The organism is Streptomyces sp. DSM 116795 (assembly GCF_055792905.1).
Map to the genome: position 1 here is coordinate 1,778,827 of NZ_CM147707.1, position 21,680 is coordinate 1,800,506.

The 21,680-nt window shown below is 71.1% G+C and carries 23 protein-coding genes and 3 tRNA genes; 8 read left to right on the forward strand and 18 right to left on the reverse strand.

Going from position 1 to position 21,680, the window contains the following annotated elements; all coding sequences use genetic code 11:
• Nucleotides 1–103: 103 nt before the first annotated feature.
• From coaD to ACSMXX_RS07530, 4 genes are all read right to left on the reverse strand, one after another.
• Entirely contained in the window at nt 104–583 is a 480-nt protein-coding gene (gene coaD / locus ACSMXX_RS07515) for a pantetheine-phosphate adenylyltransferase (RefSeq protein ID WP_070010738.1), read from the reverse strand.
• Nucleotides 584–636: 53 nt separating this feature from the next.
• Nucleotides 637–1,242 (reverse strand): 16S rRNA (guanine(966)-N(2))-methyltransferase RsmD, encoded by a 606-nt coding sequence (rsmD, locus tag ACSMXX_RS07520; RefSeq protein WP_473183260.1) that lies wholly within the window; start codon nt 1,240–1,242, stop codon nt 637–639.
• Nucleotides 1,243–1,398: 156 nt separating this feature from the next.
• A complete protein-coding gene (locus tag ACSMXX_RS07525) occupies nt 1,399–4,518 on the reverse strand; it encodes a helicase-related protein (protein ID WP_473183261.1) in 3,120 nt (1,039 codons plus the stop codon).
• 132 nt (nt 4,519–4,650) lie between these two features.
• Nucleotides 4,651–6,423: a DAK2 domain-containing protein gene (locus tag ACSMXX_RS07530; protein WP_473183262.1), complete on the reverse strand. Its 1,773-nt coding sequence runs from the start codon at nt 6,421–6,423 to the stop codon at nt 4,651–4,653.
• A gap of 311 nt (nt 6,424–6,734) precedes the next feature.
• On the opposite strand from ACSMXX_RS07530, the gene rpmB reads away from it, so the two are divergent.
• On the forward strand, nt 6,735–6,920 hold the full coding sequence (gene rpmB / locus ACSMXX_RS07535; protein ID WP_028435377.1) for a 50S ribosomal protein L28: 186 nt from the start codon (nt 6,735–6,737) through the stop codon (nt 6,918–6,920).
• A 109-nt stretch (nt 6,921–7,029) separates the two neighbouring features.
• On the opposite strand, the gene thiD is transcribed toward rpmB, so the two are convergent.
• Nucleotides 7,030–7,926, reverse strand: coding sequence for a bifunctional hydroxymethylpyrimidine kinase/phosphomethylpyrimidine kinase (gene thiD, locus ACSMXX_RS07540; RefSeq protein ID WP_473183263.1), 897 nt, complete (start codon nt 7,924–7,926; stop codon nt 7,030–7,032).
• Nucleotides 7,927–8,047: 121 nt separating this feature from the next.
• The gene (locus ACSMXX_RS07545) at nt 8,048–9,076 is read right to left on the reverse strand and encodes a thiamine-phosphate kinase (RefSeq protein WP_473183264.1); all 1,029 of its coding nucleotides are present in this window, start codon (nt 9,074–9,076) and stop codon (nt 8,048–8,050) included.
• A 179-nt stretch (nt 9,077–9,255) separates the two neighbouring features.
• On the opposite strand from ACSMXX_RS07545, the gene ACSMXX_RS07550 reads away from it, so the two are divergent.
• Nucleotides 9,256–9,489, forward strand: a complete 234-nt coding sequence (locus tag ACSMXX_RS07550; RefSeq protein ID WP_473183265.1) for an Lrp/AsnC family transcriptional regulator — start codon at nt 9,256–9,258, stop codon at nt 9,487–9,489.
• Between the two features lie 20 nt (nt 9,490–9,509).
• Nucleotides 9,510–9,992: a DUF3515 domain-containing protein gene (locus ACSMXX_RS07555; protein ID WP_473183266.1), complete on the forward strand. Its 483-nt coding sequence runs from the start codon at nt 9,510–9,512 to the stop codon at nt 9,990–9,992.
• 122 nt (nt 9,993–10,114) lie between these two features.
• Here the strand turns inward: ACSMXX_RS07555 and ACSMXX_RS07560 are convergent, their stop codons facing one another.
• The 3 genes from ACSMXX_RS07560 to ACSMXX_RS07570 all read right to left on the reverse strand — a co-directional run bounded on the left by ACSMXX_RS07560 (nt 10,115) and on the right by ACSMXX_RS07570 (nt 13,301).
• Nucleotides 10,115–11,251 (reverse strand): D-alanine--D-alanine ligase family protein, encoded by a 1,137-nt coding sequence (locus tag ACSMXX_RS07560; protein ID WP_473183267.1) that lies wholly within the window; start codon nt 11,249–11,251, stop codon nt 10,115–10,117.
• 197 nt (nt 11,252–11,448) lie between these two features.
• Nucleotides 11,449–12,450, reverse strand: a complete 1,002-nt coding sequence (locus tag ACSMXX_RS07565; protein ID WP_473183268.1) for an NAD(P)H-dependent glycerol-3-phosphate dehydrogenase — start codon at nt 12,448–12,450, stop codon at nt 11,449–11,451.
• A complete protein-coding gene (locus ACSMXX_RS07570) occupies nt 12,447–13,301 on the reverse strand; it encodes a lysophospholipid acyltransferase family protein (RefSeq protein WP_473183269.1) in 855 nt (284 codons plus the stop codon). The genes ACSMXX_RS07565 and ACSMXX_RS07570 overlap by 4 nt, the downstream gene beginning before the upstream one ends.
• 291 nt (nt 13,302–13,592) lie before the next feature.
• Here ACSMXX_RS07570 and cofC point away from each other — a divergent pair, with 291 nt between their 5' ends.
• Both cofC and ACSMXX_RS07580 read left to right on the forward strand, forming a co-directional pair.
• The gene (gene cofC / locus ACSMXX_RS07575; protein ID WP_473184681.1) at nt 13,593–14,261 is read left to right on the forward strand and encodes a 2-phospho-L-lactate guanylyltransferase; all 669 of its coding nucleotides are present in this window, start codon (nt 13,593–13,595) and stop codon (nt 14,259–14,261) included.
• 171 nt (nt 14,262–14,432) lie between these two features.
• Complete coding sequence (locus ACSMXX_RS07580) at nt 14,433–14,636, forward strand: hypothetical protein (RefSeq protein ID WP_028435371.1); 204 nt, start codon at nt 14,433–14,435, stop codon at nt 14,634–14,636.
• 156 nt (nt 14,637–14,792) lie between these two features.
• Here ACSMXX_RS07580 and ACSMXX_RS07585 read toward each other — a convergent pair whose 3' ends face one another.
• The 4 genes from ACSMXX_RS07585 to leuC all read right to left on the reverse strand — a co-directional run bounded on the left by ACSMXX_RS07585 (nt 14,793) and on the right by leuC (nt 18,016).
• A complete protein-coding gene (locus ACSMXX_RS07585; RefSeq protein ID WP_473183270.1) occupies nt 14,793–15,464 on the reverse strand; it encodes an HU family DNA-binding protein in 672 nt (223 codons plus the stop codon).
• 125 nt (nt 15,465–15,589) lie between these two features.
• Complete coding sequence (locus tag ACSMXX_RS07590; protein ID WP_028435369.1) at nt 15,590–15,844, reverse strand: SCO5555 family protein; 255 nt, start codon at nt 15,842–15,844, stop codon at nt 15,590–15,592.
• 138 nt (nt 15,845–15,982) lie between these two features.
• The gene (gene leuD / locus ACSMXX_RS07595) at nt 15,983–16,576 is read right to left on the reverse strand and encodes a 3-isopropylmalate dehydratase small subunit (RefSeq protein ID WP_473183271.1); all 594 of its coding nucleotides are present in this window, start codon (nt 16,574–16,576) and stop codon (nt 15,983–15,985) included.
• A gap of 15 nt (nt 16,577–16,591) precedes the next feature.
• Entirely contained in the window at nt 16,592–18,016 is a 1,425-nt protein-coding gene (gene leuC / locus ACSMXX_RS07600; protein WP_473183272.1) for a 3-isopropylmalate dehydratase large subunit, read from the reverse strand.
• A 176-nt stretch (nt 18,017–18,192) separates the two neighbouring features.
• Between leuC and ndgR the strand changes: the two genes are divergently transcribed.
• Nucleotides 18,193–18,912 carry an IclR family transcriptional regulator NdgR gene (gene ndgR, locus ACSMXX_RS07605; RefSeq protein ID WP_070010751.1) on the forward strand — a complete coding sequence of 240 codons (720 nt, stop codon included), beginning with the start codon at nt 18,193–18,195 and terminating at the stop codon, nt 18,910–18,912.
• A gap of 89 nt (nt 18,913–19,001) precedes the next feature.
• On the opposite strand, the gene ACSMXX_RS07610 is transcribed toward ndgR, so the two are convergent.
• Nucleotides 19,002–19,472, reverse strand: a complete 471-nt coding sequence (locus ACSMXX_RS07610) for a DUF4188 domain-containing protein (protein ID WP_473184682.1) — start codon at nt 19,470–19,472, stop codon at nt 19,002–19,004.
• A gap of 143 nt (nt 19,473–19,615) precedes the next feature.
• Between ACSMXX_RS07610 and ACSMXX_RS07615 the strand changes: the two genes are divergently transcribed.
• Nucleotides 19,616–20,263 carry a MerR family transcriptional regulator gene (locus tag ACSMXX_RS07615; protein WP_473183273.1) on the forward strand — a complete coding sequence of 216 codons (648 nt, stop codon included), beginning with the start codon at nt 19,616–19,618 and terminating at the stop codon, nt 20,261–20,263.
• Nucleotides 20,264–20,328: 65 nt separating this feature from the next.
• Here ACSMXX_RS07615 and ACSMXX_RS07620 read toward each other — a convergent pair.
• The 4 genes from ACSMXX_RS07620 to ACSMXX_RS07635 form a co-directional block, all read right to left on the reverse strand.
• Nucleotides 20,329–20,401, reverse strand: a tRNA-Glu gene (locus ACSMXX_RS07620).
• A gap of 32 nt (nt 20,402–20,433) precedes the next feature.
• Nucleotides 20,434–20,506, reverse strand: a tRNA-Glu gene (locus ACSMXX_RS07625).
• 49 nt (nt 20,507–20,555) lie between these two features.
• A tRNA-Gln gene (locus ACSMXX_RS07630) sits at nt 20,556–20,627 on the reverse strand.
• Between the two features lie 133 nt (nt 20,628–20,760).
• Nucleotides 20,761–20,991 (reverse strand): DUF397 domain-containing protein, encoded by a 231-nt coding sequence (locus tag ACSMXX_RS07635; RefSeq protein ID WP_473183274.1) that lies wholly within the window; start codon nt 20,989–20,991, stop codon nt 20,761–20,763.
• 129 nt (nt 20,992–21,120) lie between these two features.
• Between ACSMXX_RS07635 and ACSMXX_RS07640 the strand changes: the two genes are divergently transcribed.
• Nucleotides 21,121–21,357 (forward strand): alpha/beta fold hydrolase, encoded by a 237-nt coding sequence (locus ACSMXX_RS07640; RefSeq protein WP_473183275.1) that lies wholly within the window; start codon nt 21,121–21,123, stop codon nt 21,355–21,357.
• Nucleotides 21,358–21,680 lie beyond the last annotated feature (323 nt).

Below are 21,680 nucleotides of genomic sequence, written 5' to 3' on the forward strand. Positions count from 1 at the left end.
CACTCAACTCGACAGCCGATGCCCCGACCAGTGCCGTGACCGGCGATGTCTGCCCGTCAGGGCAAAGCCTGCCGGGAGGGGCACCGGGCACCGGCCTGGCCGCTCACGGCTTGGCGAGCCGTGTCGCCAGGGCACGCTGCACCGGCTCGGGAACCAGGTGGGAGACGTCGCCGCCCCAGGTGGCGACCTCCTTGACCAGGCTGGAGGAGAGGAAACTGTACGTGGGGTTGGTCGGTACGAAGAGCGTCTCGACGCCGGAGAGGCCGTTGTTCATCTGGGCCATCTGGAGCTCGTAGTCGAAGTCCGAGACCGCGCGGAGCCCCTTGACGATGGCAGGGATGTCGCGGTCCTTGCAGAAGTCGACGAGCAGCCCGTGGAACGCCTCCACGCGTACGTTGCCGAAGGCGGCGGTGACTTCATGGATGAGGTCGATGCGCTCCTCGACCGAGAAGAGGCCCTGCTTCGACTTGTTGATCATCACCGCCACGTAGACCGAGTCGTAGAGCTTGGAGGCGCGGGCGATGATGTCGAGGTGTCCGTTGGTTACGGGGTCGAAGGACCCCGGACAGACTGCGCGACGCACTGGTGGTTCCTCGCTCTCCGGACGACGGGGGGTCTGTGGGGTGTCCGCGGGGTTCAGCATGGTGTGGGGGCGTCCTCGCTCGCGGCGGCGCGACCGTACCAGAGCGTTCCCTCGCCGTAGCGCCTGGACCGGAGGGCCTCGAAGCCCCCGGGCCAGCGGAAGCGGCCACCACGCGTGCTGCGCTCCACGGTGACGAGCGCTTCGCCGGCCAGCCAGAGCCCGGAGCGGAGTGTGAGCAGAATCTCCCGCACGCTGTCGTCGGTCACGGCGTACGGCGGATCGAGGAAGACGAGGTCGAACGGAGCGCCGGGCGGCGGCCCCGTGACGGTCTGTCCGGCCTTCGCGTGACGCACCTCGGCGCCGGTGAGGCCGAGCGCCCGTACGTTCTGCCGGATGGTGCGGGCGGCGCGGGCGTCCGACTCGACGAGAAGCACGTACGCGGCGCCGCGGGAGAGTGCCTCGAGGCCGACGGCACCCGAGCCGCCGTAGAGGTCGAGGACGCGTCTGCCGTGCCAGGCGGCGGGGCCGGAAGTGCCCAACTGGGCCTCCCAGCTGGAGAACATCCCCTCACGCGCACGGTCGGACGTGGGGCGCGTGCCCTGGCCCGGCGGCACGGTCAGCCGCCGGCCGCCGGCGGCTCCTGAGATCACGCGGGTCATGGTGGGGGTGTCCTTCGTTCTCTCGTGCGGTGCGGCCGGGGCCGGCCCCGGGCCCGGCCGTCGCAACCGAGGATCCCACGGCGGCGCCACGCACGCCCGCCCCCGGCTCCGGCAGCGGGCCGGGGCTTCAAGCTGCTCCTCACCGCGGTACGCCGGTCATCCCTTGTCGAGGTAGTCCTCGCGCTCCTCGTCCAGCAGCGCGGCCAGTGCCGTACGCAGCTCGGGCAGCCGCTCCAGTTCCGGATCCTCCGCGACGACGGCGTTCGCCGCCTGCCGCGCGGCCTCGATGACCTCCTCGTCCTCGATCACGGTCAGCATCCGCAGCGAGGTGCGGACGCCCGACTGCGCCTGACCGAGGACATCGCCCTCGCGGCGCTGCTCCAGGTCGATGCGGGAGAGCTCGAAGCCGTCCAGCGTGCCCGCGACGGCCTCCAGACGGGCGCGGGCCGGGCCCGCCTCCGGCGCCTCGGTGACCAGCAGGCACAGGCCCGCGGCGGAGCCCCGGCCGACGCGGCCGCGGAGCTGGTGGAGCTGGGAGACGCCGAAGCGGTCGGCGTCCATGATGACCATGACGGTGGCGTTGGGTACGTCGACGCCGACCTCGATGACGGTCGTCGCGACCAGCACGTCGACCTCGCCCGCGGCGAAGCGGCGCATCACCTCGTCCTTGGCGTCGGGCGGCATCCGGCCGTGCAGGGCCTCCACGCGCAGCCCTGCCAGCGGGCCTTCGCGCAGCAGCGCCACGGTGTCGAGGACGGATACGGGAGGCCGCCTGTCGTCCTCCCCGCCGTCTTCCGCCTCGCCGCCCGCCGCCTCCTCCTCGGCGCGGACCTTCTTCTTCGGCGGCTTGCCGCCGGGCTTCCCCGGGCCCGTCTGCTCCTCCTCGTCGCCGATGCGCGGACAGACCACGTACGTCTGGTGCCCGGCCTCCGTCTCCTCCCGTACTCGCTCCCACGTACGGGCGAGGAAGTGCGGCTTGTCCCTGGCGGGCACGACGTGGCTGGCGATGGGCGAACGGCCGGCCGGGAGCTGGTCCAGGACGGAGGTCTCCAGATCGCCGAACACGGTCATGGCGACGGTGCGGGGAATGGGCGTGGCCGTCATCACCAGCAGGTGCGGCGGCTGAACTCCCTTGGAACGCAAGGCGTCACGCTGCTCGACGCCGAAGCGGTGCTGCTCGTCGACGACGACGAGACCCAGGTCGTGGAAGCGGACCTTGTCCTCGATCAGCGCGTGCGTGCCGATGACGATGCCGGCTTCGCCGGTGGCCAGGTCCAGTAGCGCCTGACGGCGTGCGGCCGCCCCCATGGAGCCCGTGAGCAGCACGACCTTCGTGGCCTGCTCGGCGCCGCCCAGCATGCCGCCCTCCGCCAGCTCGCCCATGAGCCCCGTGACGGAGCGGTGGTGCTGCTGGGCGAGGACCTCGGTGGGTGCCAGCAGTGCGGCCTGGCCGCCGCTGTCGACGACGGTCAGCATCGCGCGGGTGGCCACCATGGTGTTGTGCGTGACCGTGAAGTTGTCGGTGACGTAGGCGCTGCCGGGGTGGCGGACGCTGATGCACTGCACCGGTTTGCGGCCGGCCGGCTCCGCGGCTCGTACGGAACGGCGCAGCGACTCCGGGTCCGTCTCCGGTACGGGCGACCGGGCGAGCCTGCGTTCCGAGCGGAAAGGGCTGTGCTCCGGAGGCAGCAGCAGCGTGACGGACGATTCGGCCGACTCGGAGTACCGGTCGGCCTGTTGCCGCTCCGGGTTGATGCGCGCGTGCCCGCCGAGCGAACGCACCAGCCACGCCACGTCCTCGACCAGCGCACGGGACGGGGAGCGGAGGACGACACCGGACCGCCCGCCGGGCGCCGCCGGGCCGCCGTACGGGTCGTCCGCTGCCGCGTCGAGGATTCCCTGGAGCAGGGCGAGTCTGTTCTTGAGCGAATCCACCTTGCACGCCTGCGGGACCCGGCCATGGGCGTCGCGACGCCCGAGCTCCAGGCCCGTCCCGTACGGATCCGCCGCGCCCTGCGCGGGAGCGCCGAGATCCACCGGCACCGCCTGCGGCAGATACCACTTCGGCGAACCGGCGGGCGACATCAGGTCGTTCCTGATCTCCCGCGTGGTCAGCACCCGCGGCCGCTCGCCCCGCCGCCACGCCTCCGCGGTGCCGGCCAGCCACAGATGCTCGTCGTCGCACTCGACGGTGCTGCCGTCGGACAGCGTCAACCGCCATACCTCGCGCTCCCCTTGGGGAAAGACGCCTTCGACGGGCGCCGGCTCCCCGGAGGGCGTGACCACCTCGTCCCCGAGCCCGATCTCCCGCATCTCGCGGAAGCCGTCCGGCGTCAGTACGAGAGCGTCCAGCGGCTGGGCCTTGCCGGAACCCACTTCGCCCTGCAGGAGGCGGTGCATGGGGTGTTCCTCGGCGAGGTCGGCGAAGATCTCTCCGCTGACGTGGCGCTGCCCTTCGGTGAGGGTGAAGGGCAGCTTCGCGTCGAAGGCGTCCAGGAGGGCGCCCTCAACGGGAGCGCGCGGCGCGGCGGGAAGCTGGGCCTCCGCCACTCTGCGCCGCGCGAGGGCGACTTGGAGGATGAACGCCTCGTCCCACTTCAGCCTGTCCCGTGCGGCGGCGACGTCCGCCTTCGTACGGGGCCTGTGCACCTTCTCGAACGCGTCGGGCAGCGGGATCAGCCGCCGCTCCTCGCGGATCGCCGACGGGAGAGGATCGGCGAGACCGTCCCAGCCGGTGGCCTCCATCGAAGCGAGCACCGTCCCCACCGACTTGGCGATCTTCCAAGACGCCATCTGGGCCACGGCCGGGTAGATCGGCATCAGCCTGTTCGCGAACGCGTCGACGTCCTCGCTGCCGCTGCCCGCGCCGAGCTTCTCGTACTGCGGATGCGACAGCTGCAGACGGCCGTTGAAGACGCCGACCTTGCCGGCGAACATCGCCCGCGTGCCGGGCTGCAGGTCCCGCTGCGGCTGGAAGATGCCGCGTCCGAAGAAGACCAGCTGCAACTGGCCGCTGCCGTCGGTGAGGACGATCTCGAGCCGCTGGCCCCTGCCGCGGTTGAAGGTGTGCACCTTCGACTTGGCGACCTGCGCGACGACCGTCACATGCTCGTCCAGCGGCAGGTCGGCGAGGCGCGTGAGCTGGCCCCGCTCCTCGTAGCGCCGCGGGTAGTGGTGCAGGAGGTCACCGGCCGTGTGCAGGCCCAGGTGTTCGGCCAGAACCTTCGCGGTGCTGCCGCCCAGGTGCTTCTTCAGGGAATCGTCGAGCGCGGACACGTCCCCATTGCACACCATGACGGTGACAGGCCGGGGCAACCGGACGGAGCGGGACGGGGCCAGGGTCAGCGGTTCGGGGGCAGGGTCAGAGGTTCGGGGCCAGGGCACTCCGGGGTCGCCGGCGCGAGGGCCTCACTCGACGCCGATCAGCAGCACCGAGGAGTGCTGCCGGCCTTCATGAACCACCGTGTCCACGGCGAGATGCCCGCTGCGCACCTGTTCCTCCAGCCGCTCCGTCAGTCCCTGGGGCGCGTGTTCGCCGACGATCAGCGTGACCATCTCCCCTCCGGCCGCGAGCATCCGCTCCAGCACCTCGGCGGCCGTCCCGGCGACGTCGCGGCCGATCACGACCACGTCGTCCTCCACGAGACCGAGCACGTCGCCGCCCGCGCAGACGCCGGCCATGGTCCAGAACGGCCGGTCGGCGACGGTCACTTGGCCGTAGCGAGTGGCGCCGGCGGCGTTGGTCATGGCGACGACGTCGTCGTCGAAGCGGCGCTCCGGATCGTGTACGGCGAGGGCGGCGACGCCCTGCACGGCGGCACGGGTCGGTACGACCGCGACGCGCAGCCCGGGTGCGCCGGCACGCGCCGCGTCGGCGGCGCGGGACGCGGAGGCGTGCAGATCCACGTCGTTGGGCAGGAGCACGACCTCCGTCGCGCCGGTCGCCCGCACGGCCGCGCTGAGGGACTCCCCGTCCGGGCTGCCGAGCGCCTCCTTGGCCCGTACGACCAGTGCACCGGCGTCCTCGCAGAGTCCGGCCAGGCCGTCCCCGTGAACGACGGCGACGACGGCGCGGACGCCCGGCGCGGCTACGGGAGCCGGGTCCGGAACGGAAGCCTGGGCCTGGGCCGAAGTCTCAGCCGAGGCCGTGCCCGGGGCGCCGGCCGTGCCCGGGGCGCAGGGCTCGCCCGTCTCCCCCGGCGTGAGGTGGGTGATGCGGATGCGGTGCGGGCGTCCCGCGCCGACACCCGCCTCCACCGCGGCGCCCGCGTCGTCGACGTGCACGTGCACGCTCCACAAGCCGTCGCCGCCGCCGACGACGAGCGAGTCCCCCAGGCCGTCGAGGCGTTCGCGCAGGGCCACCATGGCGTGGTCGTCGGCGTCGAGCAGATACATGACCTCGTACGCGCCGCCGCCCCCGCCGGACGGACCAGACGGACCGGGCGCTCCTGGCGAACTCCCGCTGCCGCCCGTGCTGTTCGGCACCCGGTACGGACGGCGCATGCGCGAGGCGGCCTCCGGCGCCGGGTCCCCGAGGGCTTCCGCCAGCGCGCCGAGCACGGCGACCAGACCGCTGCCCCCGGCGTCGACGACCCCGGCGCGGCGCAGCACGTCGAGTTGTCCGGTCGTCTCCGCCAGCGCCTCGCACGAGCGCTCGTGTGCGGCGCGGGCGACCGCCGGCGCCCCGGCATGCGGCTCGTCGGCGGCTGCCCTTCCGGCGGCTTCGGCTGCCGCCCTGGCGACGCTGAGCACCGTCCCCTCGACGGGGTGCGCGACGGCCTCGTACGCGGACTCGGCTGCGCGTCCCAGCGCGTCCGCCAACAGCCGCCCGGCGCCCGGGACTTCGGCCTCCCCGCGGGGTCCGGCCGCCTCGGCAGCCCCGTACACGTCCGCCATGCCCCGCAGCAGCTGCGCCAGGATCGTGCCGGAGTTGCCGCACGCGCCGAGCAGGGCGCCCCGCGCCAGTGCGCGCAGTGCCGGTGCCGCCGGGGCGTCCTCGTCCCACTCGGCGGCGAGGGCCTGCGCGGCGGCGTCCAGGGTGCGCTGGAGGTTGGTGCCGGTGTCGCCGTCGGCCACGGGGAAGACGTTGATCGCGTCGATCTCCTCGCGCCCTTCGCCGACGGCCTCCAGGGCGAGCGCGATCCATGCCCGTACCACCGTGGAGTCGAACGGCTGCGGCACGTGAGGACCTCCGGTCTGTTCGGGACTGGTTCGACGACGAAGGGATCGACGAAGGGATGCGGCTTCCGAAGGCTAGATCAGAGCACCGGCAGCGTGCGGAGGGGAACCCGGCTGCCGGGCCGGGACCGGGCGGTCCTGGCCGCCGGGCAGGCCTCGAGGGCTGGTTTCGCTGTTCATGAGCAGGCGTTGTATGCTGCTCCGGTTGCCTGATGAGTATCGGGCGTCAATACCTCCCTGGCAGTGCCGGTCGATCACTGTGCCTGCGTCGCCGGGATTTTCCGTACATGCATCTGAAGTCTTTGGAGTGACCCGTGGCTGCCAACTGCGACGTCTGCGGCAAGGGGCCGGGCTTCGGCAACAGCATCTCCCACTCGCACCGCCGCACCCCGCGCCGCTGGAACCCGAACATCCAGCGCGTGCGTGCAGTGGTCAACGGGACGCCGAAGCGCCTCAACGCCTGCACCTCGTGCATCAAGGCCGGCAAGGTCTCGCGCTGACGCTCCCCCCACCTGGGCCTGCAGGTCCCGGAGGGTCGCAGCCGCGCGGCCACCTAGCTGGTTGCCGTAGAAGCCGGTCCGTCGTGACGACGGGCCGGCTTCACGCATGTCAGCCCGAGCCTTCTCCGACCGTGCCCCCTCGGATCGTGCCCTCCCCGACCGTGCCGTCTCGGCCCTCGCGCAGCCGCCAGCCGTGGTCCACGGGCCCCAGCCCCGTCCCGAGCGGGAAACCCGCCGCGATCGCGCCCGTGACGTACTCCTTCGCCGACCTGGCCGCCTCGGGCACCGGCAGGCCCCTGGCCAGCTCCGCCGCGAGGGCGCTCGCGAGGGTGCAGCCCGTGCCGTGGGTATGCCGGTTGCCGTAGCGGGGGGCTCGCAGCCAGTGCTCCTCGTGGCCGTCCGTGAGCAGGTCGACAGCTTCGGCCCCAGCACGGCCCTCCGCACCACCGGCAAGATGGCCGCCCTTGATCAGCGCCCACCGCGGCCCGTACGAGAGCACGGCCGCGGCAGCCTCCCGCAGCCCCGCCTCGTCCGTGACGCGGACGCCGGTCAGCTGGGCCACCTCGTCCAGATTGGGGGTGGCGACGGTCGCGACCGGCAGCAGCTTGGTGCGTACGGAGTCCAGCGCGTCCTGCGCTAGCAGCGAGTCCCCGTGCTTGGAGACGCCGACCGGGTCGACCACGACGGGCTCGCGCACCCCGGCGAGCAGCCCGGCCACCGTCTCGACGAGTTCCGCCGAGGCCAGCATCCCCGTCTTGGCGGCCTGGATGCCGATGTCGTCGACGACACTGCGGAACTGGGCGCGCACCGCCTCGGCCGGCAACTCCCAGTAGCCCTGCACGCCAAGGGAGTTCTGCGCGGTCACAGCGGCGACGACGCTCATCCCGTGGGTGCCGAGCGCCAGCATCGTCTTCAGGTCGGCCTGGATGCCCGCGCCGCCTCCCGAGTCGGAGCCTGCGACGGTCAGCACACGGGGCGGCGCGGAGTGCGCGGGAGTCGTCTCCATGCCCACAAACGTAGCCTGGCGTCCGGTTGTGCACGAAGGCCGAGGAGCCTCCACCCCCGGCACCCGCCCCCAGTTCCCGTGCTCAGTTCCCGCCCTCAGCTCCCGTGTTCAAGTCCCGTGCTCAGTTCCCGTCCGCGCCCCGTTCGCCGGCGCCTCCGCTGCCGAAGTGGTCCCAGCCGCCCGGCCGCTCCCACGGTGCGCCGTCCACGGTCACCTGGGGCTGCGCGGCCGGTGCGAGCACCTCGCCGATCTTGCGCCAGCGCGCGGGAAGCTTCGCGGCGGACGGGAACGTCGCCACGAGCGCGTGGTCCTCGCCGCCCGTGAGCACCCAGTGCAACGGATCGACGCCCACCGCCTTGCCGATGTCCGACATCTGCGCCGGCACGTCGAGATCGGCGGAGCGCAGGTCGATACGGACCTTGCTGGCCTCGGCGATGTGTCCGAGGTCGGCAACCAGCCCGTCGCTGACGTCCGTCATCGCGGTGGCGCCGAGTTCCGCGGCCGCCGGACCCGCGTGGTACGGCGGTTCCGGCCGCCTGTGCGCTTCGACGAAGGCGCGGGGCGAGCGGAAACCGCGCGAGAGCACGGCGTGACCGGCCGCGGACCAGCCCAGCCAGCCGGTGACGGCGACGGTGTCGCCGGGGCGGGCGCCGAAGCGGGTGACCGGTTCTCTGTTGCGCAGATCGCCGAGGGCCGTGATGGAGACGGTGACCGTGTCGCCCCGTACGACGTCGCCGCCGACGACGGCCGCGGCGGCGACCTGCGCCTCGTCACGGATGCCGTCCATGAGCTCCGAGGGCCAGTTCGCGGGGAGTTCGGCGGGAACCACCAGCCCGAGCAGCAGCGAGGTCGGCACGGCACCCATCGCCGCGATGTCGGCGAGGTTCACCGCGGCGGCCTTGCGCCCGACGTCGTACGCCGTGGACCAGTCGCGCCGGAAGTGCCGTCCCTCCAGCAGGATGTCGGTCGTCGCGACGACTCTGCGGTCCGGCGCGGCCACCACCGCCGCGTCGTCGCCCGGTCCGATGCGTACGGCGGGCGTGGTCGTCAGCCGGGACGTCAACTCCCGGATGAGGCCGAACTCTCCGAGCTCCCCGACGGTGCCGGGCGTCCGCGGCCGGCCCCGGCGGTACTCCCCGCTCAGATCCATCGCTGCGCCCTTTCGCCCGTCTCCCTCTGCCCGCTGCGTGCCCCGTCGCTGTCACTCGGCGACGACGGCGTCAATCCTCCGTCACCGGCTGTGCTGGGGGTCTCCCGCCCGGTAGCGGCTACGCGGTACCGTGGCGATCCCTCTCCTCCCATGATCCTCGTAGCCGCCCTGGAGGTTCCGTGGTACAGGCGTACATCCTGATCCAGACCGAGGTCGGGAAGGCATCGACCGTCGCCGACGTCATCGCGAAGCTTCCGGGCATTCTGCACGCGGAGGACGTGACAGGTCCGTACGACGTGATCGTGCGTGCGCAGTCCGACACCGTCGACGATCTCGGACGCATGGTCGTCGCCAAGATCCAGCAAGTGGACGGCATCACCCGGACTCTGACCTGTCCGATCGTTCATCTCTAGCTCCCCCGTATGCTCGCCCGGTGAGCACTTCCCTCCGCCGGGCGTCCTGCGCCGTCACCGTCGCCGTCGTGGCGGCCGCGGGCTGCACGGGCGCGGACGACGGCGGCCCGGCGGTGCCCAGCCCCTCCGGCAAGGCTGCCGAGACGTGCCGGTCGCTGAGCGACCGGCTGCCGAAGCGCGTGGACGGGAAGCAGCGGATCACGCTCGATCCCGCCTCGAAGTACACCGCGGCGTGGGGCGATCCGGCCATCGAACTGCGCTGTGGTGTGCCGCGTCCCGAGAAGCTCTCGCCCGGTAGTGAACATTACAACCCCACGGCAGAGGCGGCGGAAGTCAACGGGGTCTCCTGGCTGCTCGAACAGCGCGCGAGCGGCTACCGCTTCACCACCACGGACCGTGCCGCGAACGTCGAGTTGACCGTCCCCGACGACTACGCACCGGAGATCAACGCGCTGACGGATCTCGCGAAGGCTGTACGCACTTCGGTGCCGGAGCACCACTGACGGGCGTCCCGGCTCCCGCACGATGCCGATCGGTCAAGCCTCGCGCCGGGCGGCTCACTGCCGTCGCCGCCGATGGCCGACGCGCCTGGTGACCGGCGCCCCCGGCGCGGTCCCGCGGGCTTCTACCGCAGGCCCGTCTCGCGCGTCAGGGCGGCCTGAATGAGCCTGTCCACCAGCTCCGCGTAGCTGACGCCGCTCTTCTGCCACATCCGCGGATACATGGAGATCGGCGTGAAGCCGGGCATCGTGTTGATCTCGTTGATCACGAACTCGCCGTCGTCCGTGAGGAAGAAGTCCGCACGTACGAGTCCCTCGCAGGAGGCCGCTTCGAAGGCCAGCACCGCCAGTTCCTGCACGCGCGCGGTTTGCTCGGGGCTGAGCGGCGCGGGCACGATTCCGGAGGCGGAGTCGATGTACTTGGCCTCGAAGTCGTAGAAGTCGTGCGCGCTCACGGGCGGGATCTCCGCGGGGACGCTGGCCCGCGGCCCGTCCTCGAACTCCAGCACACCGCACTCGATCTCGCGTCCCCGTAGCAGCGATTCGACGATCACCTTCGGATCGTGCCGCTGTGCCTCGGCGACGGCTTCGTCCAGGCCGCCGATGTCGTCGACCTTCGTGATGCCCATCGACGAGCCTCCGCGGGCGGGCTTCACGAAAAGCGGCCAGCCCTGCTCGCCGGCGAGGTCCACGATGCGCTTGCGGGCCGCCCCCGGGTCCGTCCGCCACTCGCGGGGACGGATCGTCACGTACGGACCGACCGGCAGCCCGAAGGAGGCGAACACCCGCTTCATGTACTCCTTGTCCATGCCGACCGCCGACGCGAGCACGCCCGCGCCCACGTAGGGCACTCCGGACAGCTCCAGCAGCCCTTGCAGGGTGCCGTCCTCGCCGTACGGACCGTGCAGGACGGGGAAGACGACGTCGACCTCGCCGAGCGCCTTGGGCACCGATCCGGGCTCCTGGTACGTCACCTCGCGGTTGCCCGGTTCGAGGGGCAGCAGGACGCCGCCGGGCTGTGAGTCGGCCAGTTCCGCGACGCTGGGCAGCTTGCGGTTCTCGATCGCCATCCGCTCGGGTTCGTCGGCGGTGAGCGCCCAGCGGCCGTCGGCGGTGATGCCGATGGGCAGCACCTCGTACTTGTCGCGGTCGATCGCGCCGAGCACGGCTCCCGCCGTGACGACGGAGATCGCGTGCTCGGAGCTTCGTCCGCCGAAGACGACGGCGACGCGGGGCTTGCGGGAGGGGCTCTGGCTGCTCATATCGCGTCGACTGTACCGTCTGGGCCCACACCCGTCAGGGTCCGCGGGGCGCCGCGTCGCCACGCTCTCCCGGGCGCCCGCGGGGCTCGGCGGGTACGGCCGTGCGGCCCAACTGCCGGGCGGGGGCGGGGATTACACCGCGCCCTGCGGGGACGCGCCGCGGGCACACGCGGGAAGGGACGTACACCGCGTACGCCTCAGACGCGTTCCGCCTTCGCGGTGCGCGACATCAGTTCCTTCAGCGCCACCAGCGGCGGTTTGCCGTCGTGGACGATGCCCACCACCGTCTCCGTGAGCGGCATCTCCACGCCGTGCACACGGGCCAGTTCACGTACGGACTCGCACGACTTGACACCTTCCGCGGTCTGTCGTGTGACCGCGATCGTCTCCTCCAGCGTCATGCCGCGGCCGAGGTTGGTGCCGAAGGTGTGGTTGCGGGAGAGCGGCGAGGAGCACGTGGCGACGAGGTCGCCCATGCCCGCGAGGCCCGCGAAGGTGTGCGCGTCGGCGCCCATCGCCAGCCCGAGACGGGTGGTTTCGGCGAGACCGCGGGTGATCAGGGACGCCTTGGCGTTGTCGCCGAGCTCCATGCCGTCGGCGATGCCCACCGCCAGCGCGATCACGTTCTTGACCGCACCGCCGAGTTCACAGCCGACGACGTCGGTGTTGGTGTACGGACGGAAGTACGGGGTGTGGCAGGCGGCCTGCAGCCGCTGCGCGACGGAAGCGTCCGTGCAGGCCACGACGGAGGCGGCCGGCCTCCGTGCGGCGATCTCCTTCGCCAGATTGGGCCCGGTCAGCACGGCGACGCGCGAGCGGTCGACCGCGGCGACCTCCTCGATGACCTCGCTCATCCGCTTCGCGGTGCCGAGTTCGACGCCCTTCATGAGCGAGACGAGCACCGTACGCGGGTGCAGCACCGGCGCCCATCCGGCCAGGTTGCCGCGCAGCGTCTGGGACGGTACGGCGAGGACCGTGAACTCGGCGCCGTCCGCCGCCTCGGCCGGGTCCGTGGTGGCACGCACCGTGGCGGGAAGATCGACGCCGGGGAGGTAGTCGGGGTTCACGCGACGGGTGTTGACCGCCTCGGCCAGCTCCGCTCTCCGGCCCCACAGGGTCACCTCGCAGCCCGCGTCGGCGAGCACCATCGCGAAGGCGGTGCCCCAGGAACCGGTGCCGAATACGGCGGCTTTCGTCACGCGTTCTCTCCCCCGGCGCCACCCGGGGGCGCCGTGTCCTGCCGTGCTCGTTCTGCCTGCTGTGTAGGTTCGGCCTGCTGGGCCGGTCCGGTCTTCCGGTCGCTCACGGGCTGTTGTGGCGGCGGAACCTGTTCCTGCTGTTCGAGGGCACGGTGGTCGTAGCGCTCGGCGGGCGCGGGTTCACCGCGGACGTCCGACAACTGCGCCGTGATCGCATCCATGATGCGGTCCGTGACCTGCCGGAGCACCGCCGCGGTGGGCTCCTTCCCGTAGAACTCCGAGAGATCGATGGGCGGTCCGGCCTGCACGATCAGCGTCTTGCGCGGGAAAAGCCGGATGTCGCCGCGTTTCGGGTAGGGCGGCACCGCGAGATTCGCGCCCCACTGCGCGACGGGAATGACAGGCGCCCGCGTTTCCAGCGCCACTCGTGCCGCACCGGTCTTGCCCTTCATCGGCCACATGGCAGGGTCACGCGTGAGAGTGCCCTCCGGGTAGAACGCCACGCATTCGCCCTTGTTGATGGCCTCCACGGCGGCGCGGAAGGCTCCTATGGCGTCCTTGGACTCGCGGAAGACTGGGATCTGACCCGTACCGCGCATGGCCGTTCCCACGAACCCGCTCCTGAAGAGACCGACCTTCGCAAGAAACCTCGGAACCCTGCCGGTGTTGTACTGGAAGTGGGCATAGGAAAGCGGATCCACGGCGGAGTTGTGATTGACGACGGTGATAAAGCCGTCCTTTTCCGGAATATGTTCCATTCCGCGCCAGTCCCGCTTGAAGAACACCAAGAGCGGCGGTTTCAGCAAAACCGCGGCAAGGCGGTACCAGAAGCCGATTCTGCGGCGGGACACCCGGACACCATCTCCTCTTGCCTGTTCGAACAGCCACGTGGGTCCCGGCGGCGGCAGGGCACGGGCCTGCCGCGGAGGTGGACGCGGGACCCTCGGCACGGCGGGCGTGGGCCTGACCGGCGCGTCCGGCGTGCGTTCACCCGGGCGCGCGAGGGGCAAGTCTCACCCCGTACCCCCCACCGTGTCGAGCACACGGTTCGTCTGCGTCTGCCCTGCAACCGTAGCCGGGCGCCTGCCCGGCTCCGCGGGCGGCGGGCGAGAATGAGGGAGATGCAGCCACATGTGACGCCCGTGGCATGGACCCTCGTGGTGCCGTTGAAGCCGCTGACACGGGCCAAGAGCAGGCTCGCCGCGTCGGCGGGAGACCCGGTGCGCGCCCGCCTCGCGCTGGCGTTCGCGCAGGACACGGTGGCCGCGGCACTGGCGTGCCCGTCCGTACGCGATGTGGTGGTCGTCACGGATGATCAGTGCGCGGCGCGGGAACTGAGCGCGCTCGGCGCGCGAATCGTGCCCGACTCCCCTGCCGCGGGTCTCAACCCCGCTCTGGCACACGGCGCCGCCGAAGTCCGCACCGGCCGCCCCGATGCCGCTCTCGCCGCGCTCAACGCCGATCTGCCTGCACTGCGGCCGGAGGAACTGGACCGGGTCCTGGACTTCGCCGCAAGCGCTCCCCGCGCGTTCCTCGCCGACGCCGCCGGTACGGGCACCACGCTGCTGTCCGCGCTGCCGGGTCACGCCCTCGGCCCGAACTTCGGTCCGCTCTCGCGGGCCAGGCACCGCGCCTCGGGTGCGGAGGAGATCGTTCTGACCGGCGTGGACAGCGTGCGCCAGGACGTCGACACGGAAGCTGATCTGGTGGCCGCACACTCGCTGGGGCTCGGCCCGTTCACGTCCCGGGTTCACGGCCGGGACACCCCGTGCGAAGGCGCGGGGGCCGCTCCCGTCAACAGCGGCCTGTGACCTTGCCCTAGGGGGTGTCCTCAAAGTCCCTCCCCAGACTCTGTCCGGGTGGGGGTCCCCAGCGCAGCGAGGGGGCGTGCCCCCAGCATTGTCGGTCGTCGGCGCAGCCCTCCCCCTGGCCTGCCGGGGGGAGGACGACGCTACTTCGACAACACCCCCTAGGCTCACGGCATGCAGGCCACTTCGTACACCTACGACCCGGAGACGCGCACGGGCAGCGTGCTGCTCGACGACGGAACACCGCTGCCCTTCGACGCCGCCGCCTTCGACGCCGGCGGGCTGCGGCTGCTGCGGCCGGGGCAGCGCCTGCGAATCGAGGTCGAGGGGAGCGGCGACGAGCGCAGGGTCACCTTCGTGACGCTGCAGACCCTTTGAGAGCTCCGAGCTCCCCTCCTGCGGGCGCGGCAGGCGCCCCTGCTCCTGCTGCGGCCGGGTGGAGCCGAAAGCCCTTCAAACGCCCGCCGGGCCGGACTCCCGGCGGGAGTCCGGCCCGGCGCTGCGGGGCGTGTTCTTCGTAGGGGCCGTACGGGCTCAGCGCTTGCGCGCGGTTGCCCTCTTGGCGGTGGTCTTGCGGGCGGCGGTCCGGCGGCCGGGCGCCTTCCTCGCAGGGGCCTTCTTGGCCGTGGCCTTCTTCGCCGCCGACTTCTTGGCGGTCGTCTTCTTCGCCGCGGTCTTCTTGGCGGTCGTCTTCTTCGCCGCGGTCTTCTTGGCGGTCGTCTTCTTCGCGGTGGCCTTCTTCGCCGCCGTCTTCTTCGCCGGCATCCGCTTCGCGGTGGTCTTGGCGGCGGTGGTCTTCTTGGCGGCCCCGCGCTTCGCGGCGGACTTCTTGGCCGCTGCCCGCTTGGTCGTCGCCTTCTTCGCGGAAGTGCCGCCCATCAGGCTGCCCTTCGGGGCCTTCTTCACCGCGACATCGTTCTTCGGAAGCTTCTTCGCCCCGCTGACCAGTTCCTTGAAGCCGGCTCCCGCGCGGAAGCGCGGCACCGAGGTCTTCCGCACGCGGACGCGCTCACCGGTCTGCGGGTTGCGGGCGTACCTGGCGGGCCGGTCCACCTTCTCGAAGGAGCCGAACCCGGTGACCGAGACCCGCTCCCCTGACACAACGGAGCGGACGATCGCGTCCAGTACGACATCGACCGCATCCGCGGCCTGCTGCCGTCCACCGAGCTTGTCCTGGATTGCTTCGACGAGCTGCGCCTTGTTCACGTCTTCCCCTTCGGAACTATTGCAGGAACGAATGTGTTCAAGCTTTTTCGCACGCTAGGCAGATATATACCGCGAATCAAACATGAAACGGGCGAATCACCCTTGTGCCGCAACGAACTCGCCCTTCATCGAGTTCCGTCAGCGCGCTTGCCTGCCTGTTCCTCGGGGAAGCGTCCCTCGTCGATATCCGTCATCAGACGGTCCACGCGCCGCTCCGCGTCGGCGAGATCGTGCTTCGAGGCCGCGGTGATGACCAGCAGCTTCCGCTGCAGCGCCACCCGTACGCCCTCGGGGACTTGCAGTGTGCGCACTCGTGTGTGCGCCTCCTTCAAGCGGGCGGCGAGCCGGTCGTAGAGATCGAGTTGACCGTCGCGTTCCATGCACCGATTGTGCCATCTGCGGTGAGTTGTCGCATACCGGCTTCTCAACACACACTCGCGCCCCACGCCGCGAGGGGCGGGGGGCGCGAGCGGTGATGCGGTTGTGGCCCGTGCGGACGGGGAGCGCTCAGAGACGCGTCACGCCTGCTGCGTAAGGGGTTTGAAGGGGGGACGCCGCGACTCGTAGTCACTGATGGCGTCGTCGTTCTTCAGGGTGAGGCTGATGTCGTCCAGCCCTTCCAGCAGACGCCAGCGGGCGTTCTCGTCCAGCTCGAAGGCGGCCTCGACGCCCGGCCCGATGACCTTGCGCCGCACGAGGTCGACCGTGACTTCGGCGCTCGGGTCGGACTCGGCCACCTCCCACAGCGCGTCCACGGTCTGCTGCGGCAGTACGACCGTGAGCAGGCCGTTCTTCAGGGAGTTGCCGCGGAAGATATCCGCGAAGCGTGGGGAGATCACGGCCTTGAAACCGTAGTTCTGCAGCGCCCAGACCGCATGTTCGCGGGAGGAGCCGGTGCCGAAGTCCTCACCGGCGACGAGCACCGTGCCGCCCTTGTACGCCTCCTGGTTGAGCACGAAGTCGTCCTGCTTGCGCCACGCCTCGAAGAGCCCGTCCTCGAAGCCGTCGCGGGTGACCTTCTTCAGCCAGTGGGCGGGGATGATCTGGTCGGTGTCGACGTTGCTGCGGCGCAGCGGTACGACCCGGCCGGTGTGTGTCGTGAAGGCTTCCATGGTGATCTTCCCTTCTCAGACGCCGGCCGGCACGCGTACGTCGGTCAGGTCCGCGGGCGAGGCCAGCCGGCCCAGCACCGCTGTGGCCGCTGCGACCTGCGGCGAGACCAGGTGGGTGCGGCCGCCCTTGCCCTGCCTGCCCTCGAAGTTGCGGTTGGAGGTGGACGCGGCGCGCTCGCCCGGCTTGAGCTGGTCGGGGTTCATGCCCAGGCACATGGAACAGCCCGCGTGCCGCCATTCGGCCCCGGCCGCGGTGAAGATCTTGTCCAGGCCCTCCTCGACGGCCTGCAGCGAGACGCGTACGGAGCCGGGCACGACGAGCATCCTCGTGCCCTCCGCGACCTGCCGTCCCTGGAGTACGGCGGCGGCCGAACGCAGGTCCTCGATACGGCCGTTGGTGCACGAGCCGACGAACACGGTGTCGACGCCGACCTCGCGCAGCGGCTGTCCGGCGCTCAGCCCCATGTACTCCAGCGCCTTCTCGGCCGCCAGCCTCGCGCCCTCGTCCTCGAAGGAGGCCGGGTCGGGGACGGACTCCGACAGCGGCGCACCCTGGCCGGGGTTGGTGCCCCAGGTCACGAACGGGGCCAACTCCGCGCCGTCGATGACGACCTCGTGGTCGAAGACCGCGTCCTCGTCGGTGCGCAGCGTCTTCCAGTACTCCACGGCGGCGTCCCAGTCGGCGCCCTGCGGAGCGTGCTCGCGGCCCCGTACGTACTCGAAGGTCGTGGCGTCCGGGGCGATCATCCCGGCGCGGGCGCCGGCCTCGATGGACATGTTGCAGACGGTCATCCGCGCTTCCACCGACAGCTTCTCGACGGCCTCGCCGCGGTATTCGATGACGTAGCCCTGGCCGCCGCCGGTGCCGATCTTCGCGATGACCGCGAGGATCAGGTCCTTCGCCGTGACGTCCTCGGGCAGTTCGCCGTTGACGGTGACCGCCATCGTGCGGAACGGCGCCATCGGCAGCGTCTGGGTGGCCAGCACGTGCTCGACCTGGCTGGTGCCGATGCCGAAGGCGAGCGCGCCGAACGCGCCGTGCGTGGAGGTGTGCGAGTCACCGCAGACCACCGTCATGCCCGGCTGCGTCAGGCCCAGCTGCGGTCCGACGACGTGCACCACGCCCTGCTCGACGTCGCCCAGCGGGTGCAGCCGTACGCCGAAGTCCGCGCAGTTCTTGCGCAGCGTCTCCAGCTGCGTGCGCGAGACCGGGTCGGCGACGGGCTTGTCGATGTCGATCGTGGGGGTGTTGTGGTCCTCGGTCGCGATGGTGAGGTCGGTACGCCGCACCTGCCTGCCGTTCTTGCGCAGACCGTCGAAGGCCTGCGGGCTCGTCACCTCGTGCAGCAGGTGCAGATCGATGAAGAGAAGGTCGGGCTCGCCCTCGGCGCGCGTGACGACGTGGTCTTCCCAGACCTTCTCCGCGAGTGTCCGTCCCATCGCTTTCCCTCCGGCCGGCCTCGTCGCCGGCCCACATGTCGAGATCCATGGCACACCTGGCCGTGGTTCGGCCGCCGGCGACCCGGGCTTGTGGTGTGTGTGCCGCCACTCCAGGGTGGCGGGTGGCGCCGGAAAAGGAACTTGCGTTTCATACTTTGAGACGCGAGTATCGACGCATGGACAACTCTAGCGGCGTCGGCGTTCTCGACAAGGCGGCTCTGGTACTGAGCGCTCTGGAGTCCGGCCCGGCCACCCTCGCCGGGCTGGTCGGGGCGACCGGCCTCGCACGTCCGACGGCACACAGGCTCGCAGTGGCGCTGGAGCACCACCGCATGGTCGCGCGGGACATACAAGGGCGCTTCATCCTGGGTCCGCGCCTGGGCGAACTGGCCGCCGCTGCGGGCGAGGACCGCCTTCTCGCCTCGGCCGGTCCCGTACTGACGCACCTGCGCGACGTCACGGGCGAGAGCGCACAGCTCTACCGGCGCCAGGGCGACATGCGCATCTGCGTCGCCGCGGCCGAGCGGCTGTCCGGATTGCGGGACACGGTGCCGGTCGGCTCGACCCTGCCCATGAAGGCGGGCTCGGCGGCGCAGATCCTCATGGCCTGGGAGGAGCCGGAGCGTCTCCACCGCGGCCTGCAGGGTGCCCGCTTCACGGCGACGGCGCTCTCGGGCGTACGCCGCCGGGGCTGGGCACAGTCCGTGGGCGAACGCGAACCGGGCGTGGCCTCGGTCTCCGCGCCGGTGCGCGGGCCGTCGAACCGCGTGGTCGCCGCCGTGTCCGTCTCCGGGCCCATCGAGCGGCTGACGCGGCACCCCGGCCGTATGCACGCGCAAGCCATCGTCGACGCCGCAGCGCGGCTGAGCGAGGCACTGCGCAGGACGACGGGCTGAGCGGGCGCGCTCGCCTCCTCACGCTCCGCCCGCGAGGCCGGGCCGCGGTCAGAGCCGCCGCGGCTGCCGCACCCGCCCGCCTGTGTGCGTCAGCCGGTCGTGCGGCCGGACGACATCCGCTCCGCGGCTCGCTCGCCGCGCCTGCTCACCGGCTCGGTGCCGTGTGCCGCCGCCAGGCCGTACGGCGGCATGTTCCCGTAGATCGCTTCGTACCGGCCCGCCGGGACCGCATAGGTCTCGTGCCAGATCCCCACGTCCGCACCGCCGTTGCGCGCCTTGCGGTTGTACGCGGCCCACGCCGGCCGGTGCTCCTTGTCCGCCGCCGACGCGTACGCGAACACCGCCTCAGCGGACTTCCAGTACTGCAGGACCGTGATCTCGCGGAGCCCGCCGACCATCACACGGAACCCCAGCAGGCCGCTTGAGGCGTCCTTAGACAGCTCCTTCAGCATCCGCGGCATCGCGGTGAAGACGGGCAGCCAACTCCGCACCGCCCGCAGCTTGTTGATGCGCATCCCGATCAGGAACACGACCACGTCGCCGTCGGCGGCCGCAGTCATGCGTTCCTTCTGCACTTCTCCCGTCACGGTGCACTCCCTTCGCTAATGGATAGCTCCACTATCCAATATAGATAGTGCTACTCTCCAACAGCGCACGCAAGTGAAAACCGAGAAAACGAGCAGCGGGACGGGGACGGCACGCGATGCGCCTGGCAGAACTCAGCGAACGCAGCGGCATCAGCACCGCGACGGTCAAGTACTACCTGCGCGAAGGGCTGCTGCCTCCTGGCCGCCGCGTCTCCGCCACTCAGGCCGAGTACGACGACCCGCATCTGCGGCGGCTGCGGCTCATCCGCGCCCTGACGCAGGTCGGCCGGCTTCCCGTGGCGACGGTCCGCGAGGTCCTGGCCTGCATCGACGACGGCTCCCTGGACCAGCACAGCCGCATCGGCTCCGCGGTGTGGGCCCTGCCGCACGGCACGCAGCCGGCACCGGAGGGCCAGGAGGAGCAGGACGCGGACCGTACGGCCCAGGCGTTGCTCGAAGAACTGGGCTGGGGTTTCTCGCACGCCGCCGGGTCCGCGTCCCCCGCGTACCGGATGCTGGTCGGCGCGATCGCCGCCCTGCGCCGGCTCGGCTATCCCTCCGCGACGGAGAACCTGCTCCCTTACGCCCGGGCTGCCGGGCAGGTGGCGGAGACCGATCTGGAGCTGATCGCCGGCTACGACGAAGCCGAGGAACAGATCGAGGCCGCCGTGGCGTGCACGGTGCTCTACGAGCCGGTGCTGCTGAGCCTGCGGCGGCTCGCGGAGGCGGAGGAGTCCAACAGGCGCTTCGGTACGGAGAGTTGAGCGCCCACTCGGCTGCGGGCACACGAAAAAGCCCCCGCGTCCCGCGGGGGCCTTCTGTGATCGAGTACCCCCGACCGGATTCGAACCGGCGCTACCGCCTTGAGAGGGCGGCGTGCTAGGCCGCTACACAACGGGGGCCCTTGCTCGGTCCGTAAACGATCACGGACCCGTACCCCCGACCGGATTCGAACCGGCGCTACCGCCTTGAGAGGGCGGCGTGCTAGGCCGCTACACAACGGGGGCCTCGATCTTGTGACTTACGCCTCTGAACTGCGCCAAAAACAAGATCGCGCTGGGCTACCAGGACTCGAACCTAGACTAACTGAACCAGAATCAGTCGTGCTGCCAATTACACCATAGCCCACCAAAACGCAACCCCCTGCCGGGGATTTTGTCCGGGTGACCGCCTTCCGGTCGGGCCTCGCGGCCTCGCCCCGTTCAGCGACAGGAAGAACAGTACCCGATCGCGGACGGCGCTCCAAAACGGGTTCCGGCGGCTACAGCCCGGTCAGGAACGCCCGCCAGGAGCCGGATGAGAGGCAGAGCGCGGGGCCGTCCGTGCGCTTGGAGTCGCGGACGTGGACGGTGGCGGGGGTGGCGGCGACCTCTACGCACTCGCCGCCGCCCGGGCCGCTGTAGCTGCTCTTGCGCCACTCGACGGCGACCTCTACGCAGTCGCCGCCGCTGGAGTCGCTGTAACTGCTCTTGCGCCACGTCAAGACGTTCATAGCTCACCTGCCAACTGCTCGATCAGCGCGAGGGATTCCTCCGGCCGGAGGGCCTGACGACTGATCATTGCATGTCGATGAGCGAGTGGACTCACCTCATCCAATTTTGCGATGAGTGTGCTGTGCCCATTGCCTTCCATCGCTTTCGATCCCGAGGCCACCCGCGCGGCGCTCGCCCGGTTCGCAGCGCCGGTGTTCCTGCTGGCAGGGGAGGTCGATGTGGGTGCTCCCGCGCCCACGATGGGCGAGTTCGCCGCGTTGCTTCCGAACGCCGAGCTGGTCGTACAGCCCGGAGCCGGACACCACCCGTGGCTCGACGACGCCGACGCGTTCGTGGCGGCCACCGCAGCTTTCCTCGACGGGTGACAGCACCGGCGTCCGTCCCCGACTGCCGCCCGTCCGGACGGACTTGCGCACTGTCGCTCGGTTGCGGTGTGCGCGGTGAGACTTTCGGGCTCGCCCGAAGAAGGTTGTCCGGTGCATGGCGATGTCGGACTCTGCTGGTCTGACCGCGCGATGCGGTTACGGGGATCACGCCCCTCGGGGGATGGCGTGAGGAGGAGGGGAACGATGCGCCTACGTCAAAGGATCACGGTCTTGGCAGCTGCTACGGCCGTTGCGGTGGGCGGGGCACTCACGGTGGCTCCGTCGGCGCAGGCGGCCGGGAAGGGCGGGGAACGTGATGTCTC

Excerpts from the sequence above, each read along its gene's own strand:
- ACSMXX_RS07560 (WP_473183267.1), bottom strand. The coding sequence starts at position 11,251 with ATGAGCAGCCAGAGCCCCTCCCGCAAGCCCCGCGTCGCCGTCGTCTTC.
- ACSMXX_RS07545 (WP_473183264.1), bottom strand. The coding sequence starts at position 9,076 with ATGGATCTGAGCGGGGAGTACCGCCGGGGCCGGCCGCGGACGCCCGGC.
- rsmD (WP_473183260.1), bottom strand. The coding sequence starts at position 1,242 with ATGACCCGCGTGATCTCAGGAGCCGCCGGCGGCCGGCGGCTGACCGTG.
- leuC (WP_473183272.1), bottom strand. The coding sequence starts at position 18,016 with ATGGGACGGACACTCGCGGAGAAGGTCTGGGAAGACCACGTCGTCACG.
- ACSMXX_RS07590 (WP_028435369.1), bottom strand. The coding sequence starts at position 15,844 with ATGGAACGCGACGGTCAACTCGATCTCTACGACCGGCTCGCCGCCCGC.
- ACSMXX_RS07580 (WP_028435371.1), top strand. The coding sequence starts at position 14,433 with ATGCAGGCCACTTCGTACACCTACGACCCGGAGACGCGCACGGGCAGC.
- leuD (WP_473183271.1), bottom strand. The coding sequence starts at position 16,576 with ATGGAAGCCTTCACGACACACACCGGCCGGGTCGTACCGCTGCGCCGC.
- ACSMXX_RS07615 (WP_473183273.1), top strand. The coding sequence starts at position 19,616 with ATGCGCCTGGCAGAACTCAGCGAACGCAGCGGCATCAGCACCGCGACG.
- ACSMXX_RS07635 (WP_473183274.1), bottom strand. The coding sequence starts at position 20,991 with ATGAACGTCTTGACGTGGCGCAAGAGCAGTTACAGCGACTCCAGCGGC.
- ndgR (WP_070010751.1), top strand. The coding sequence starts at position 18,193 with ATGGACAACTCTAGCGGCGTCGGCGTTCTCGACAAGGCGGCTCTGGTA.
- ACSMXX_RS07610 (WP_473184682.1), bottom strand. The coding sequence starts at position 19,472 with ATGACTGCGGCCGCCGACGGCGACGTGGTCGTGTTCCTGATCGGGATG.
- thiD (WP_473183263.1), bottom strand. The coding sequence starts at position 7,926 with ATGGAGACGACTCCCGCGCACTCCGCGCCGCCCCGTGTGCTGACCGTC.